Origin of the sequence: Pseudomonas hormoni (assembly GCF_018502625.1) — a bacterium.
Taxonomy (GTDB): domain Bacteria; phylum Pseudomonadota; class Gammaproteobacteria; order Pseudomonadales; family Pseudomonadaceae; genus Aquipseudomonas; species Aquipseudomonas hormoni.
In genome coordinates this window covers 1,026,767-1,041,063 of sequence record NZ_CP075566.1, presented here as the reverse complement: position 1 = coordinate 1,041,063, position 14,297 = coordinate 1,026,767, and the positions used below count along the sequence as shown (strand labels likewise).

Sequence of the window (14,297 nt, the reverse complement as noted above, 5' to 3'; positions counted from 1 at the left end):
CCTGTTCTAGAGAGCTGCGTCAAACAATTGCAATGTTTTCGCCACTCTCCGAAAGACGGGCGGCATTATACATGCCATGCCCTACTCTAAAGAGGGCAATTTCCTCAGGTTGTGACCGCGTATGACAGGCGAAATGAACATCCTCCCGCTACCACCCACCACGCCCGCGACGTCGCGGCCGCAGGGGGTGAGTGGCGATTTGCTCAAGCTGCTGACGCCGATGGAGGGCCTGATCACCGCCGGCCAGACCGCCAAAGCCGAAGTACTGTCGCTCAAGCAGGCGGATCAGACCTTTCAACTGCTGCTCAAGGTCACCCTCGAGAGTGGCCGTCAGACCACGGTTCAGGCCACCAGCAGTCAGCCGTTGCCTCAGGGCACGAACCTGGCGATCACTCAGCCATCGGCGAGCAACCTGGCCATCACCGTGCAACAGGCTATCGCCTCCAGCGTCGCCACCCTCACCCGCCTCGACACGGCGCAACTGCCGGTGGGCACCTTGCTGCAAGGCAAAGTGCTGACGTCCCAGGTGCTGCCGCAAGTGCCGGGGCAGCCGACGGTGTTTCGCTCGCTGGTGAGCCTGCTCAACACGTCACTGAGCGGCAGCACCCTGAGCATCGACAGTCCGACGCCTCTGCGCATCGGCACTTTGTTGAGCGCGCTGGTGCAAGACACCCAGACCCTGAAATTCGTCCCGCTGAGCAACCGTCAGGAGCAATTGGCAGTCACCCAGCAACTCGTCAGCCAGCAAAGCCGCCAAGGCTCGCTGGACGGACTGCTCAAACTCCTGCAAAACCTGCCAGCCTCGAACCAGACCTCCAGCGACCTGCGTGCCGCCGTGGACAAGCTGCTCGCCGGCCTGCCGGATGTTCAGCAACTGAGTACGCCTAAAGGCCTGGCCTTGGCACTGGCCAATAGCGGCCTGTTTCTCGAAGCGAAACTGCTCACCGGGCAAAACCCGACACTGGCGCCAGACATGAAAGGCGACCTGCTCAAGCTGATCGCGCAACTGAGCCAGGGGTTGCCGGCCAACACCAACCTCAACGCGATCATTGCTGCCAATACCCTGGCCCAGACCATGCCGAGTTTCGTGCGCAGTGCCCTCGGCATGCTCGGTCAGGTCAGTGCCAAACCGCAGCCGACCAGTTTTCCCCTGCCCGAGCGTTTCCTGCAAAGCCTGGACGGTGAAGGTGATCTGGAGCACTTGCTGCGTTTGGCGGCCGCGGCGGTTTCACGCCTGCAGAGCCATCAACTGTCGAGCCTGGAGCAGACCGGCGTCACGGACGACGGTCGGCTGATGAGCACCTGGCAACTTGAAATCCCGATGCGCAATATGCAGGACATCGTGCCGCTGCAGGTCAAGTTCCAGCGCGAGGAAGCCCCCGAAAAAGATCAACCCAAGGAACGCCGTGACGAACGCGAACCCAAGCAACAACTGTGGCGCGTCGAGCTGGCGTTCGACATGGAGCCGCTGGGCCCCCTGCAAATTCAGGCGCAGTTGATCGAGGGCAGCCTGTCCAGCCAGCTGTGGGCCGAACGACCCTACACCGCCAGCCTGATCGAGAGCAATCTGGCCGGGCTGCGCGAACGCTTGCTGGCGTCAGGCCTGAACGTCGGCGATCTCGATTGCCACCACGGCACACCACCCCAAGGGCCGCAAACCCGTCTCGAACAACGCTGGGTCGACGAAACCGCATGAGAAATTCCGATACGCCACGCCAGGCCATCGCCCTCAAATACGATGGCACCCACGCCCCGACCCTCACGGCCAAGGGCGACGAAGAGCTGGCGGAAGAAATCCTGAAGATTGCCCGCGAATATGAAGTGCCGATTTACGAAAACGCCGAGCTGGTGAAGCTGCTGGCAAGGATGGAACTGGGGGACAGCATTCCGGAGGAGTTGTATCGCACGATTGCCGAGATCATTGCGTTTGCGTGGAATTTGAAGGGCAAGTTCCCTGAAGGACATGATCCGAGTGCGCCAATGATCGAGAAGGACATCACTGATCGCGGGGATGATTACTGAGGTTTCGAAGACGCCTTCGCGAGCAAGCTTTGCTCCTACGGAATCCAGGTGTTCGCGAATGTTGTGAACGCCAGTAATCTGTAGGAGCAAAGCTTGCTCGCGATAGCGATTTCAGCCGAGTCGCAACAATCAGTTCTTGTGCAACTTGCTCATCAACTCCGCCTCAGCCTGGGTCAACCCGCAGGACTGAGTCAGCTCATCAACACTCGCGCCCATTCCGACCAGGCGTGCTGCCTGGGCGAACGACAGGCTCGACGGGTCGCGCTGTTCAAGCTGAGCCAGCTTGTCCGGCAACGGCCCGACGACGGCGCGCAGTTCGTGCAGGTCTTCACCCATGCGCACGTTGCCGCTCTGATAGTCGTCAACGCGCTTGGCCAGGTCCTTGATGCGCTGATCACGCAGCGCATCGCCCTGGGCCTGTTGCGCAGCGATCTGCCGCTGGCCTCGAATGTACGCCAGAAACATCGCCAGCGTGCCTGCCCAGAAAAGGAACAGGACAATGACCGCAACCTCAAGAATCAATCAGATACTCTCCAGTTCCGACCATTCTTCTTCGCTCATCATCTTGTCCAGCTCGACCAGGATCAGCAATTCGTTGTTCTTGTTGCACACGCCTTGAATGAACTTGGCGGACTCTTCGTTACCCACGTTCGGCGCGGTTTCGATTTCCGACTGACGCAGGTAAACCACTTCGGCCACGCTGTCGACCATGATGCCGACCACTTGCTTGTCGGCTTCGATGATGACGATCCGGGTGTTGTCGCTGATCTCGGCATTCATCAGGCCGAAGCGCTGACGGGTGTCGATCACGGTGACCACGTTACCGCGCAGGTTGATGATGCCCAGCACGTAGCTCGGGGCACCCGGGACCGGGGCGATTTCGGTGTAGCGCAGGACTTCCTGAACGCGCATCACGTTGATGCCGTAGGTTTCATTGTCCAGTTTGAAGGTTACCCATTGCAGGATCGGATCTTCGGAACCCTTTGCAGACGACGCCTTATCATTCATACCCTGACCCCTCGAAAAACCGCCCTAGCGGTGTGTGTTCGTTGCGATGGCAAGTCACTTGCCCCGCCTGTTTTTATGTCGGTTTGTGGACCGGCTTGCTGCCGCCCATGTGCTTTGCCCCACCGCTGGCGATCAGCTCGGCCAGTTCGGAAACGTCAAGCAACGCACACATGTGTTCAATCACCGTGCCCGCCAGCCATGGCCGTTGACCACGGTGACTGCGCCACTTGATTTCGTTCGGATCCAGGCGCAACGAGCGGCTGACCTGATGCACCGCCAGCCCCCACTCGTAGCCCTGAACCGAAATAACGTATTGCAGGCCCTGACGGAAGTCATCGCGATAGCGGTCGGGCATGACCCAACGGGCGGTATCGAGAACTTTCAGGTTGCCCGCCTGGCTCGGCAGGATCCCGAGGAACCAGTCCGGCTGACCGAACAGCGGTGTCAGCTCATGCCCGGCCAGTGAATAAATCGAGCCCAGGCACACCAGCGGCACCGCCAGGGTCAACCCGGCAACATCGAACAACAGGCATTCGAACGGCTCGGCGGCCCAGGCAGGACGACCGTCGGTTTCCACCGGTGGCGGCGTGTTGCTCGGCGGCAGATGAACTTCGACGATCGGCGGCACCAGGGCTTGCAGCAGCGGTGCGATGGTCGAGACGGGCGCCAGAACCGGCGCCGGCGCCTCGATCAGCGCCACCGGGGCTTTCACCACAGGTGCTGCGACCGGTGCGGCAACGGCTGCCGGTTTCTCGGCCGGTTTCTGCGCATCACGCGCCTGCTCTTCAAGCACCGCAGCCTGGAACTCGTCCAGCGCCGCTTCTACCTCGACCACCTCGGGAATCGCTTCGATTTCCGACGGCAACTCTTCGGTCGCTTCCATCAGCAAGCTTTCCAGATAAGACTGGAGCGCAAGTTGTGGACGGGAAGTGATTTTTACCGGGCGATTCATCTCACGCCACCTGCGCAACGGATTGCTGCGTCAACATGTGCTTGAGCAGCGCGCGGTAGGCCATCACGCCGCGGCTCTTGCCGTCGAATTGCGAAGGCGTCACGCCGGCACGGCTGGCGTCGCGCAAACGCGTGTCAACCGGGATGTAGCCTTGCCAGATTTCTTCAGGGTACTTGTCGCGTAATACCCGCAAGGTCCCAAGAGACGCCTGGGTGCGCCGATCAAACAGGGTCGGCACGATGCTGAATGCCAGTGGAAGTTTGCGTGAGCGGTTGATCATCGCCAGGGTGTTGACCATGCGCTCCAGGCCTTTGACCGCCAGGTGCTCGGTCTGCACCGGTATCACCAATTGCTGACTGGCCGCCAAGGCATTGACCATCAACACACCGAGCAACGGCGGGCTGTCGATCACCGCGTAATCGAAGTCCTGCCACAGTTGCGCCAGGCTCTTGGCAATCACCAGGCCCAAGCCACTCTGGCCCGGCGACTGACGCTCAAGCGTCGCCAGTGCAGTGCTCGACGGCAGCAACGAAATACTCGCGTGACTGGTGGGCAACAGCAACTGACCGGGCAAGCCTTGCGGCACGCTGCCCTTGTGCAGGAACAGGTCGTAGCTGCTGTGTTCCAGGCTGTCGGGGTCATAACCGAAGTAGCTGGTCATCGAGCCGTGGGGGTCGAGATCGACCACAACCACGCGCTTGCCCGCCTCGGCCAGTAACCCGGCTAAAGCGATGGAGGAAGTGGTTTTACCAACACCACCCTTTTGATTGGCAACGGCCCAGACTCTCATTCGGATTGTTCCACCCGGTCGGGTCGACCGGGAAATAGCTCAACGTATTAATGCGGGTGACGGAGAATTGACGGCGCTCTCTCGTCCCGGCGACTTGACCGGTGCAGGTGCAGTTTGTGTGCCAGCACGCTTCAACGCGGCATCCGGTTGCGCATGGGCGGTTCCGGTGCCGGTGAGGCTGCGACGTACATCGAGATTTCGTGACACGACCAGCACCACGCGACGGTTGCGCGCCCTGCCCTCTGCCGTGGCGTTGTTGGCCACCGGCTGGAATTCGCCATAACCCACCGACGCCAGTCGACCCGGATTCACACCCTGCATCGCCAGCATGCGCACGATGCTCGCCGAACGCGCCGAGGACAATTCCCAGTTGGTCGGGTACTGCGCGGTGCGGATCGGTTGATCATCGGTGAACCCTTCGACGTGAATCGGGTTGTCGAACGGCTTCAGGATCGCTGCGACTTTATCGATGATGTTGAACGCCATGTCGCTGGGCATGGCATCGCCGCTGCCGAACAACAGGCTGGAATTGAGTTCGATCTCGACCCACAGCTCATTACCGCGAACGGTCATCTGATTGGAGCTGATCAAGTCGCCGAACGCTGCGCTGATGTCATCGGCGATGCTTTTCAGCGGATCACTGGCCCCGGCAATCCCGGCGTCGACCTGCTCGCTGTCCTTGACCAACGGCTTGGCCGGGGTCACGGTTTTCGGACGCTCTTCACCGATGGGGATTGGCTTGAGCGCGCGATCCGAATCGGTGAACACGCCGATCAACGCTTCCGAAATGATCTTGTACTTGCCTTCGTTGATCGAAGAGATCGAGTACATCACCACGAAAAAGGCGAACAGCAACGTAATGAAGTCGGCATAGGAAACGAGCCAGCGTTCATGGTTTACATGTTCTTCAGGTTGCCGACGACGAGCCATGATCCATTACCCCCATCAATCCATGAAGCCCTGAAGCTTCAACTCAATAGAGCGAGGGTTTTCACCTTCGGCAATCGACAGAATGCCCTCCAGCAGCATTTCGCGATAACGCGATTGGCGCAATGCAACGGATTTGAGTTTGGCCGCAATCGGCAGCAGCACCAGGTTGGCACTGGCCACGCCGTAGATGGTGGCGACGAAGGCCACGGCAATACCGCTGCCCAATTGCGACGGATCGGCCAGGTTGCCCATGACGTGGATCAGGCCCATCACCGCACCGATGATGCCGATGGTCGGCGCATAGCCGCCCATGCTTTCGAAGACTTTGGCGGCTTCGATGTCGCGGCTTTCCTGGGTGTAGAAATCCACTTCCAGAATGCTGCGAATCGCTTCCGGCTCGGCGCCGTCCACCAGCAGTTGCAGACCTTTGCGCGAGTAAGCGTCGGGTTCGGCGTCGGCCACGCCTTCCAGACCGAGCAGACCTTCCTTGCGGGCGGTCAGGCTCCAGTTCACCACGCGGTCGACACCGCCGGCCAGGTCCACGCGAGGCGGGAACAGGATCCAGCCGAGAATCTGCATGGCGCGTTTGAAGGCGCTCATCGGTGATTGCAGCAGCGCCGCACCGACGGTCCCGCCGAGCACGATCAACGCCGCCGGACCGTTGGCCAGCGCGCCGAGGTGACCGCCTTCAAGGTAGTTGCCGCCAATGATGGCGACAAACGCCATGATGATCCCGATAAGGCTCAGTACATCCATCAGATACACGCCTCGACCAGGTGCTTGCCAATATCGTCGAGGCCGTACACCGCATCGGCGAGTTCGGCTTTGACGATGGCCATCGGCATGCCGTAGATCACGCAGCTGGCTTCATCCTGAGCCCAGATCGAGCTACCGCCCTGCTTGAGCAGACGCGCACCTTCACGGCCGTCGGCGCCCATGCCGGTCAGTACGACCGCCAGAACTTTGTCACCGTAGGACTTGGCCGCCGAACCGAAGGTGATGTCCACGCACGGCTTGTAGTTCAGACGCTCGTCGCCCGGCAGGATTTTCACCGCGCCACGGCCATCGATCATCATTTGCTTGCCACCCGGCGCCAGCAACGCCAGGCCCGGACGCAGGATGTCGCCATCCTCGGCTTCCTTGACGCTGATGCGGCAGAGCTTGTCGAGACGTTCGGCGAACGCCTTGGTGAACGCCGCCGGCATGTGCTGGATCAACACGATCGGGGCCGGGAAATTGGCCGGCAATTGCGTCAATACGCGCTGCAGGGCAACCGGGCCGCCGGTGGAAGTGCCAATGGCAACCAGTTTGTAGGCTTTGCGTTTCGGTGCCGGCGACGACGGAGCGTGCGCAGGTGCACGGGCCGGGATCGGTGCCGGACGTGCAGGCGCGCTGCTGCCATAACTGCTGACACTGGGAGGTGCAGGGGTCGGGGCTGGCGTCGAGACCGGCGCCGGTGCCGGCGCGCTGTAGGCGCTGACCCGACGGTTACTGCGCGAAATGCTGAGAATCTTCTCGCACAGCAGTTGCTTGACCTTCTCGGGATTGCGCGAGATGTCTTCGAAATTCTTCGGCAGGAAATCCACCGCGCCGGCGTCCAGCGCATCCAGGGTGACCCGGGCGCCTTCGTGCGTCAGCGAGGAGAACATCAACACCGGTGTCGGGCAGCGCTGCATGATGTGCCGCACTGCCGTGATGCCATCCATCATCGGCATCTCGTAGTCCATGGTGATCACGTCCGGCTTGAGGGCCAGCGCCTGATCGATCGCCTCTTTTCCGTTGGTCGCCGTACCGACGACCTGGATATTCGAATCCGCTGAAAGAATTTCCGAGACGCGGCGGCGGAAAAACCCCGAATCGTCCACCACCAGGACCTTGACTACCATAAACACTCCGTTAGGCGGGGGCGAGGCTCAGTCGCCCCGCTCCCCCAGAATCAAATACGCCGTGCGGCGTAACGCTTGAGCATGCTCGGAACATCGAGAATCAGCGCAATACGGCCGTCACCGGTGATGGTGGCGCCGGACATGCCCGGGGTTCCCTGGAGCATTTTGCCCAATGGCTTGATGACCACTTCTTCCTGGCCGACCAGTTGATCGACAACGAAGCCGATCCGCTGGGTGCCTACCGAAAGGATCACCACATGGCCTTCGCGCTGCTCTTCGTGAGCGGCGGAGCTGACCAGCCAGCGTTTGAGGTAGAACAGTGGCAGCGCCTTGTCCCGCACGATCACCACTTCCTGGCCGTCCACCACGTTGGTGCGCGACAGGTCGAGGTGGAAGATCTCGTTGACGTTCACCAGCGGGAACGCGAACGCCTGGTTGCCGAGCATGACCATCAGCGTCGGCATGATCGCCAGGGTCAACGGCACCTTGATGACGATCTTCGAGCCTTTGCCCTTGGTCGAGTAGATGTTGATGGTGCCGTTGAGCTGGGCGATCTTGGTTTTCACCACGTCCATGCCCACGCCACGACCCGACACGTCGGAGATCTCGGTTTTGGTCGAGAAACCCGGCGCGAAGATCAGGTTGAAGCAGTCAGACTCGCTGAGTCGGTCCGCCGCATCCTTGTCCATCAAACCTTTCTTGACCGCGATGCCACGCAACACGTCGGCATCCATGCCCTTGCCGTCATCGGAGATGGACAGCAGGATGTGGTCGCCTTCCTGTTCAGCGGACAGGATCACTTTGCCGCTACGCGGTTTGCCCATCGCTTCACGATCAGCCGGCTCTTCAATACCGTGGTCGACCGAGTTGCGCACCAAGTGGACCAGCGGGTCGGCCAGTGCCTCGACAAGGTTTTTGTCGAGGTCGGTTTCTTCGCCGACCAGCTCCAGGTTGATCTCTTTCTTGAGCTGGCGAGCCAGATCTCGAACCAGACGCGGGAAGCGCCCGAAGACTTTCTTGATCGGTTGCATCCGGGTCTTCATGACCGCGGTTTGCAAGTCAGCCGTGACCACGTCGAGGTTCGACACGGCCTTGGACATGGCCTCATCGGCGCTGTTGGCCCCCAGGCGAACCAGGCGGTTACGCACCAGTACCAGCTCGCCAACCATGTTCATGATTTCGTCGAGACGCGCGGTATCGACCCGCACGGTGGTCTCGGCTTCGCTGGCCGGTTTTTCCGCCGGTGGTGCAGCCGGTGCACGGGCTGGCGCCGGTGCAGCGGCGGCAGCAGGCTTCGGCGCTTCGGCTTTTGGCTCGGGCGCTTTGGCCACTGGTGCCGGGGCTTTGGCGACAGGTGCCGCTACCGAAGAAGCGGCGGAACCGGTGCCGACTTCAGTGAACTTGCCTTTACCGTGCAATTCGTCGAGCAGCGATTCGAACTCGTGATCCGAGATCAGATCGCTGCCGGCCGCTTTAGCGGCAGGTGCAGCGGCGACCGGGGCCGAAGCAATGGCCGATTCCAGCGCGTCCACCGCAAAGTTGCCCTTGCCGTGCAGCTGATCGAGCAGTGCTTCGAATTCGTCGTCGGTAATGTCGGAACTGTCGCCTGCCGCTTTCGGGGCAGCCGGTGCGGCGGGTGCAGCAGGTGCTGCCACCGCGTCGACGGCGAACTGACCTTTGCCGTGCAATTGATCGAGCAACGACTCGAATTCTGCATCGGTGATTTCGTCGCTGGCCGCGGCATCGCCGGCAGGCAGCGGAGCAACCACAGGCGCCTCGGCCTGAGCCTTGACGGCGTTCAGCGAGTCCAGCAGTTGTTCGAATTCGTTATCGGTGATGTCGCCTGATTCGGCTTCGGCAGCCGGTGCTTCCACCACTTCAGCCACAGGTGCGGCTTCATCGGCGGTTTGCGGCTCGGCCAGACGGGCCAGGGCCGCAAGCAATTCAGGCGTGGCAGCCGTGATCGGGCTGCGTTCGCGGACTTCGCTGAACATGCTGTTCACCGCGTCCAGCGCTTCGAGAACCACGTCCATCAATTCCGAGTCGACGCGACGTTCACCCTTGCGCAGGATGTCGAACACGTTCTCGGCGATGTGACAGCACTCCACCAGCTCGTTGAGCTGGAGGAAGCCGGCGCCCCCTTTTACAGTGTGAAAACCGCGAAAAATTGCATTGAGCAAGTCCGCATCATCCGGTCGGCTTTCAAGCTCGACCAGCTGTTCGGACAGTTGCTCTAGAATCTCGCCGGCCTCAACCAGGAAATCCTGAAGGATCTCTTCATCGGCGCCGAAGCTCATTAAGGGTGTGCTCCTACAGGTCTAAAAACCTAAAATACCTAAAATTCTAAAACCCTAGGCTGGATAGCAAATCGTCCACATCGTCCTGACCGGACACAACGTCTTCTCTTTTATCGGCATGAATCTGCGGACCTTCACCCTGAGAGAGATGTTTTTGCGGATCTTTTTCAGCAAGCATCGCTTCACGGTCATGTTCGATGCCCGCAAAGCGGTCCACCTGACTGGCCATAAGCACGAGCTTGAGCAGGTTGCTTTCAACTTCGGTGACCAATTGGGTCACACGCTTGATCACTTGACCTGTGAGGTCCTGATAATCCTGAGCGAGCAGAATGTCGTTGAGGTTGCTCGACACCGCGCGGTTGTCCGCGCTGCTGCGTGTCAGGAAACCGTCGACACGCCGTGCCAGCTCGCGAAACTCTTCAGCCCCGACTTCGCGACGCATGAACCGTCCCCAGTCCGTGCTCAGCGCCTGGGCTTCATCGCTCAGGCTATTGACCAACGGCGTAGAGTTTTCGACCAGGTCCATGGTGCGGTTGGCTGCGGCCTCTGTCAGCTTGACAACGTAGCCCAGACGCTCGGTGGCATCTGTGATCTGGGACACTTCCTCGGCTTGCGGCATGTGCGGGTCAATCTGGAAATTGACGATCGCGCTATGCAGCTCGCGAGTGAGCTTGCCCACTTCCTGATACAGGCCGCGGTCACGGGTCTGATTGAGCTCATGGATCAATTGCACAGCGTCGCCGAACTTGCCTTTTTCAAGGCTTTCGACCAGTTCGACCGCGTGTTTTTTCAGGGTCGACTCAAAATCGCCCTGTGAAGATTCGTTGTGGTCCATAGCTCCCCCGTGGCGCAGTTTCTCAACCGATGCGTTCGAAAATCTTCTCGATTTTTTCTTTCAACGCCTGGGCCGTGAAGGGTTTGACCACATAGCCGTTAACACCGGCCTGGGCCGCTTCGATGATCTGCTCGCGCTTGGCTTCAGCGGTTACCATCAGCACCGGCAGGTGCTTGAGCTTTTCATCGGCGCGCACGTGACGCAGCAGATCGATACCGGTCATGCCAGGCATGTTCCAGTCCGTTACCAGAAAGTCGATGCTTCCGCTGTTGAGAACCGGAATGGCAGTAACGCCATCGTCAGCCTCGACCGTGTTGGTGAACCCAAGGTCACGCAACAGGTTTTTTATGATCCGCCGCATCGTTGAGAAGTCATCAACGATGAGGATTTTCATGTTCTTGTCCAATTCGACCTCCAAGCAGTCTTAAACGCGCCCAGCACCTGGACGCGCCATTTCAATCAATCCGGCAAAGCACTCAATGACTGTCTGGAGCACAACAGATCGAGACCGGCGCAGTTCAACACCACACCAGCCACGTTCGCAGTGTCCCCACACTGCCTTCAGCGCGCTCGCCACTCCCCCAAACGCCCCCGCAAACGGGCCGCGCACTGGCTGTGTAACTGGCTGACTCGAGATTCGCTGACCCCCAGGACCTCACCGATTTCCTTGAGATTCAACTCTTCGTCGTAGTACAGCGCCAACACCAGTCGCTCACGCTCCGGCAAATTGGCAATCGCGTCCGCCAGCGCCGCCTGGAAGCGTTCATCTTCCAGATCGCGTGACGGCTCGAGATGAGCGCTCGCGCCATCCTCGTGCAGCCCTTCGTGTTCGCCGTCCTGCAACAGATCGTCGAAACTGAATAACCGGCTGCCCAGGGTGTCGTTCAAAATCCCGTAGTAATCATCGAGACTCAATTGGAGTTCGGCCGCAACTTCGTGATCTTTAGCGTCACGGCCGGTTTTAGCTTCAATCGAGCGAATTGCGTCGCTGACCATGCGGGTATTGCGGTGGACCGAACGTGGCGCCCAGTCCCCCTTGCGGACTTCATCGAGCATCGCGCCGCGGATTCGAATGCCCGCGTACGTCTCGAAACTCGCGCCTTTGCTGGCGTCGTATTTGGTCGATACTTCAAGCAGGCCGATCATGCCGGCCTGGATCAGGTCTTCGACCTGGACACTGGCTGGCAGTCGCGCCAGCAAGTGGTAGGCAATGCGTTTGACCAGTGGCGCGTAACGCTCGATCAGCTCGTACTGCGCGTCACGTGCCGATTTCTTGTATAGGTTGTAACCGCTGGCTGTCATAGCACGGGTCCTGCCGTTTGTTGCACGAGGCGCTCGACGAAAAACTCCAGGTGCCCACGCGGGTTGGCAGGCAGCGGCCAGGTATCGACCTTTTGTGCGATGGCCTTGAAGGCCAGGGAGCACTTGGAACGCGGGAAAGCTTCATAGACCGCGCGCTGCTTCTGAACGGCCTTGCGCACGCTTTCGTCGTACGGCACCGCACCGACGTATTGTAAGGCGACGTCGAGGAAGCGATCCGTGACCTTGGTCAACTTGGCAAACAGGTTGCGACCTTCCTGCGGGCTCTGGGCCATGTTGGCCAGGACGCGGAAACGGTTCATGCCGTAGTCGCGGTTCAGCAGTTTGATCAGTGCGTAGGCGTCGGTGATCGAGGTCGGTTCGTCGCAAACCACCAGCAAGACTTCCTGCGCGGCGCGAACGAAACTGACTACCGAGTCACCGATGCCCGCAGCGGTGTCGATCACCAGGACGTCGAGGTTGTCGCCGATATCGCTGAACGCCTGGATCAGGCCGGCGTGTTGTGCCGGGCTCAGATGCACCATGCTCTGAGTGCCGGACGCGGCCGGGACGATGCGGATGCCGCCTGGCCCCTGCAACAACACGTCGCGCAGCTCACAGCGGCCTTCGATGACGTCGGCCAGGGTGCGTTTGGGTGTCAGTCCCAGCAGGACGTCGACGTTCGCCAGACCCAGATCGGCGTCCAGCAGCATGACGCGCCGGCCTAGCTCAGCTAGAGCCAGGGACAAGTTCACTGACACGTTAGTCTTCCCGACGCCACCTTTGCCGCCGGTCACCGCGATCACCTGTACGGGATGCATGCTGCCCATGTTATTTCTTTACCTTGTCTTGCATAGACGGAGGCCACATTACTGGCTGCGCGTTCACAAACGGAACAATGCATGGCAGACCATCGATGTAGGTACAAAAACTGTTCATTAATACCTCAGCCAACCTGCTTGGTCGGGCTGTGGTAAATATCAGCGAACATGTCAGCCATGGCTTCTTCGCTGGGTTCTTCCTGCATTTGCACGCTGACGGCACGGCTGACCAACTGATGACGACGCGGCAGATGCAAATCATCCGGAATCCGCGGCCCATCGGTCAGGTAAGCCACCGGCAACTCATGACTGATTGCCAGGCTCAGCACCTCGCCCAGGCTTGCCGTTTCATCCAGTTTAGTCAGGATGCAGCCAGCGAGCCCGCAGCGCTTGTAACTGTGATAAGCGGCGGTTAGAACCTGTTTCTGGCTGGTGGTTGCCAGAACCAGATAATTTTTTGATTTGATGCCTCGACCGGCCAGGCTTTCGAGCTGCATACGCAGTGCCGGATCGCTGGCCTGAAGACCCGCGGTATCGATCAGCACCACACGCTTGCGCAGCAATGGGTCCAGCGCCTGCACCAGGGACTGGCCCGGGTCGACGTGGGTGACCGACACGTTGAGGATCCGGCCCAGGGTCTTGAGTTGTTCCTGAGCGCCGATGCGGTAGCTGTCCATGCTCACCAGCGCGATGTTCTGCGCGCCGTACTTGAGCACGTAACGGGCCGCGAGCTTGGCCAGCGTGGTGGTCTTGCCCATGCCGGCAGGGCCGACCATGGCAATCACGCCGCCCTCTTCCAGTGGCTCGACTTCCGGTGTGGCGATCATCCGCGCCAGGTGCGCCAGCAACATGCGCCAGGCCTGACGGGGCTCTTCAATGTCGGTAATCATTTCCAGCAGATCGCGGGACAACGGGCCGGACAGGCCGATGCGTTGCAGGCGACGCCAAAGGTTGGCCTGGGCCGGACGACTGCCTTGCAGCTGGTTCCAGGCCAGGGAGCCGAGTTGTACTTCCATCAGTTCGCGCAGGCTGTTGAGTTCGAAACGCATCGAATCGAAAGCCCGCGGGTCGACACCGCCGGAGGCTGGCGCAGGGGCCGGCGCAGCACGACGGGGTTCAGTGTAAGTCGGTTCGATCAGCGGTTCGGCGGCGGTGAGTGGCAGACCGGCGAACAACTGGCGATTGGTGGACTTGTCGCTCTCGCCCTCGCTACGCAGGCTCAGTTCGGCCTGGGCGGTCACGATCCGCGACTGGGTCTTGCGCAGCTCGTCCTCGAGTTCCATGTTCGGAACACGCGGGGCCAGCGCCGACAGTTTGTAATCGAGGGCAGCCGTCAGCTCGACACCACCGGCGATCCGGCGGTTGCCAATGATGGCGGCATCAGCGCCCAGCTCATCACGAACCAGTTTCATGGCCTGACGCATATCGGCGGCGAAAAAACGCTTAACTTGCATAAA

General features: G+C 60.3%; 15 protein-coding genes. 2 read left to right on the top strand and 13 right to left on the bottom strand.

The features are described from left to right. The first annotated feature begins 121 nt into the window (after nt 1-121). A complete protein-coding gene (fliK, locus tag KJF94_RS04805; RefSeq protein WP_214381560.1) occupies nt 122-1,696 on the top strand; it encodes a flagellar hook-length control protein FliK in 1,575 nt (524 codons plus the stop codon). Beyond that, on the top strand, nt 1,693-2,022 hold the full coding sequence (locus KJF94_RS04800) for an EscU/YscU/HrcU family type III secretion system export apparatus switch protein (protein ID WP_214381558.1): 330 nt from the start codon (nt 1,693-1,695) through the stop codon (nt 2,020-2,022). Before fliK ends, KJF94_RS04800 begins: the two co-directional genes overlap by 4 nt. 129 nt (nt 2,023-2,151) lie before the next feature. Here KJF94_RS04800 and KJF94_RS04795 read toward each other — a convergent pair whose 3' ends face one another. From KJF94_RS04795 to flhF, 13 genes are all read right to left on the bottom strand, one after another. After that, nucleotides 2,152-2,544 carry a DUF2802 domain-containing protein gene (locus KJF94_RS04795; RefSeq protein WP_017337202.1) on the bottom strand — a complete coding sequence of 131 codons (393 nt, stop codon included), beginning with the start codon at nt 2,542-2,544 and terminating at the stop codon, nt 2,152-2,154. Further along, nucleotides 2,545-3,030: a chemotaxis protein CheW gene (locus tag KJF94_RS04790; RefSeq protein ID WP_008024622.1), complete on the bottom strand. Its 486-nt coding sequence runs from the start codon at nt 3,028-3,030 to the stop codon at nt 2,545-2,547. It abuts the gene before it with no gap. A gap of 73 nt (nt 3,031-3,103) precedes the next feature. Further along, complete coding sequence (locus tag KJF94_RS04785; protein WP_214381556.1) at nt 3,104-3,982, bottom strand: CheW domain-containing protein; 879 nt, start codon at nt 3,980-3,982, stop codon at nt 3,104-3,106. A 1-nt stretch (nt 3,983) separates the two neighbouring features. Further along, the gene (locus KJF94_RS04780; protein ID WP_214381554.1) at nt 3,984-4,772 is read right to left on the bottom strand and encodes a ParA family protein; all 789 of its coding nucleotides are present in this window, start codon (nt 4,770-4,772) and stop codon (nt 3,984-3,986) included. Nucleotides 4,773-4,811: 39 nt separating this feature from the next. Then, nucleotides 4,812-5,702, bottom strand: coding sequence for a flagellar motor protein MotD (gene motD / locus KJF94_RS04775; protein ID WP_214381552.1), 891 nt, complete (start codon nt 5,700-5,702; stop codon nt 4,812-4,814). A 15-nt stretch (nt 5,703-5,717) separates the two neighbouring features. Further along, nucleotides 5,718-6,458 carry a flagellar motor protein gene (locus tag KJF94_RS04770; protein WP_017337198.1) on the bottom strand — a complete coding sequence of 247 codons (741 nt, stop codon included), beginning with the start codon at nt 6,456-6,458 and terminating at the stop codon, nt 5,718-5,720. Beyond that, a complete protein-coding gene (locus tag KJF94_RS04765) occupies nt 6,458-7,588 on the bottom strand; it encodes a protein-glutamate methylesterase/protein-glutamine glutaminase (protein ID WP_214381550.1) in 1,131 nt (376 codons plus the stop codon). The genes KJF94_RS04770 and KJF94_RS04765 overlap by 1 nt, the downstream gene beginning before the upstream one ends. A gap of 50 nt (nt 7,589-7,638) precedes the next feature. Then, nucleotides 7,639-9,885: a chemotaxis protein CheA gene (locus KJF94_RS04760; protein ID WP_214381548.1), complete on the bottom strand. Its 2,247-nt coding sequence runs from the start codon at nt 9,883-9,885 to the stop codon at nt 7,639-7,641. A gap of 46 nt (nt 9,886-9,931) precedes the next feature. After that, entirely contained in the window at nt 9,932-10,720 is a 789-nt protein-coding gene (locus KJF94_RS04755) for a protein phosphatase CheZ (RefSeq protein WP_214381546.1), read from the bottom strand. Nucleotides 10,721-10,742: 22 nt separating this feature from the next. Beyond that, nucleotides 10,743-11,114 (bottom strand): chemotaxis response regulator CheY, encoded by a 372-nt coding sequence (locus KJF94_RS04750; protein WP_064378627.1) that lies wholly within the window; start codon nt 11,112-11,114, stop codon nt 10,743-10,745. A gap of 167 nt (nt 11,115-11,281) precedes the next feature. Then, nucleotides 11,282-12,022 (bottom strand): RNA polymerase sigma factor FliA, encoded by a 741-nt coding sequence (gene fliA / locus KJF94_RS04745; RefSeq protein ID WP_007894214.1) that lies wholly within the window; start codon nt 12,020-12,022, stop codon nt 11,282-11,284. Continuing rightward, the gene (fleN, locus tag KJF94_RS04740) at nt 12,019-12,849 is read right to left on the bottom strand and encodes a flagellar synthesis regulator FleN (protein ID WP_008001746.1); all 831 of its coding nucleotides are present in this window, start codon (nt 12,847-12,849) and stop codon (nt 12,019-12,021) included. Before fleN ends, fliA begins: the two co-directional genes overlap by 4 nt. 116 nt (nt 12,850-12,965) lie before the next feature. Further along, on the bottom strand, nt 12,966-14,294 hold the full coding sequence (flhF, locus tag KJF94_RS04735) for a flagellar biosynthesis GTPase FlhF (protein WP_214381544.1): 1,329 nt from the start codon (nt 14,292-14,294) through the stop codon (nt 12,966-12,968). Between the last annotated feature and the right edge of the window lie 3 nt (nt 14,295-14,297).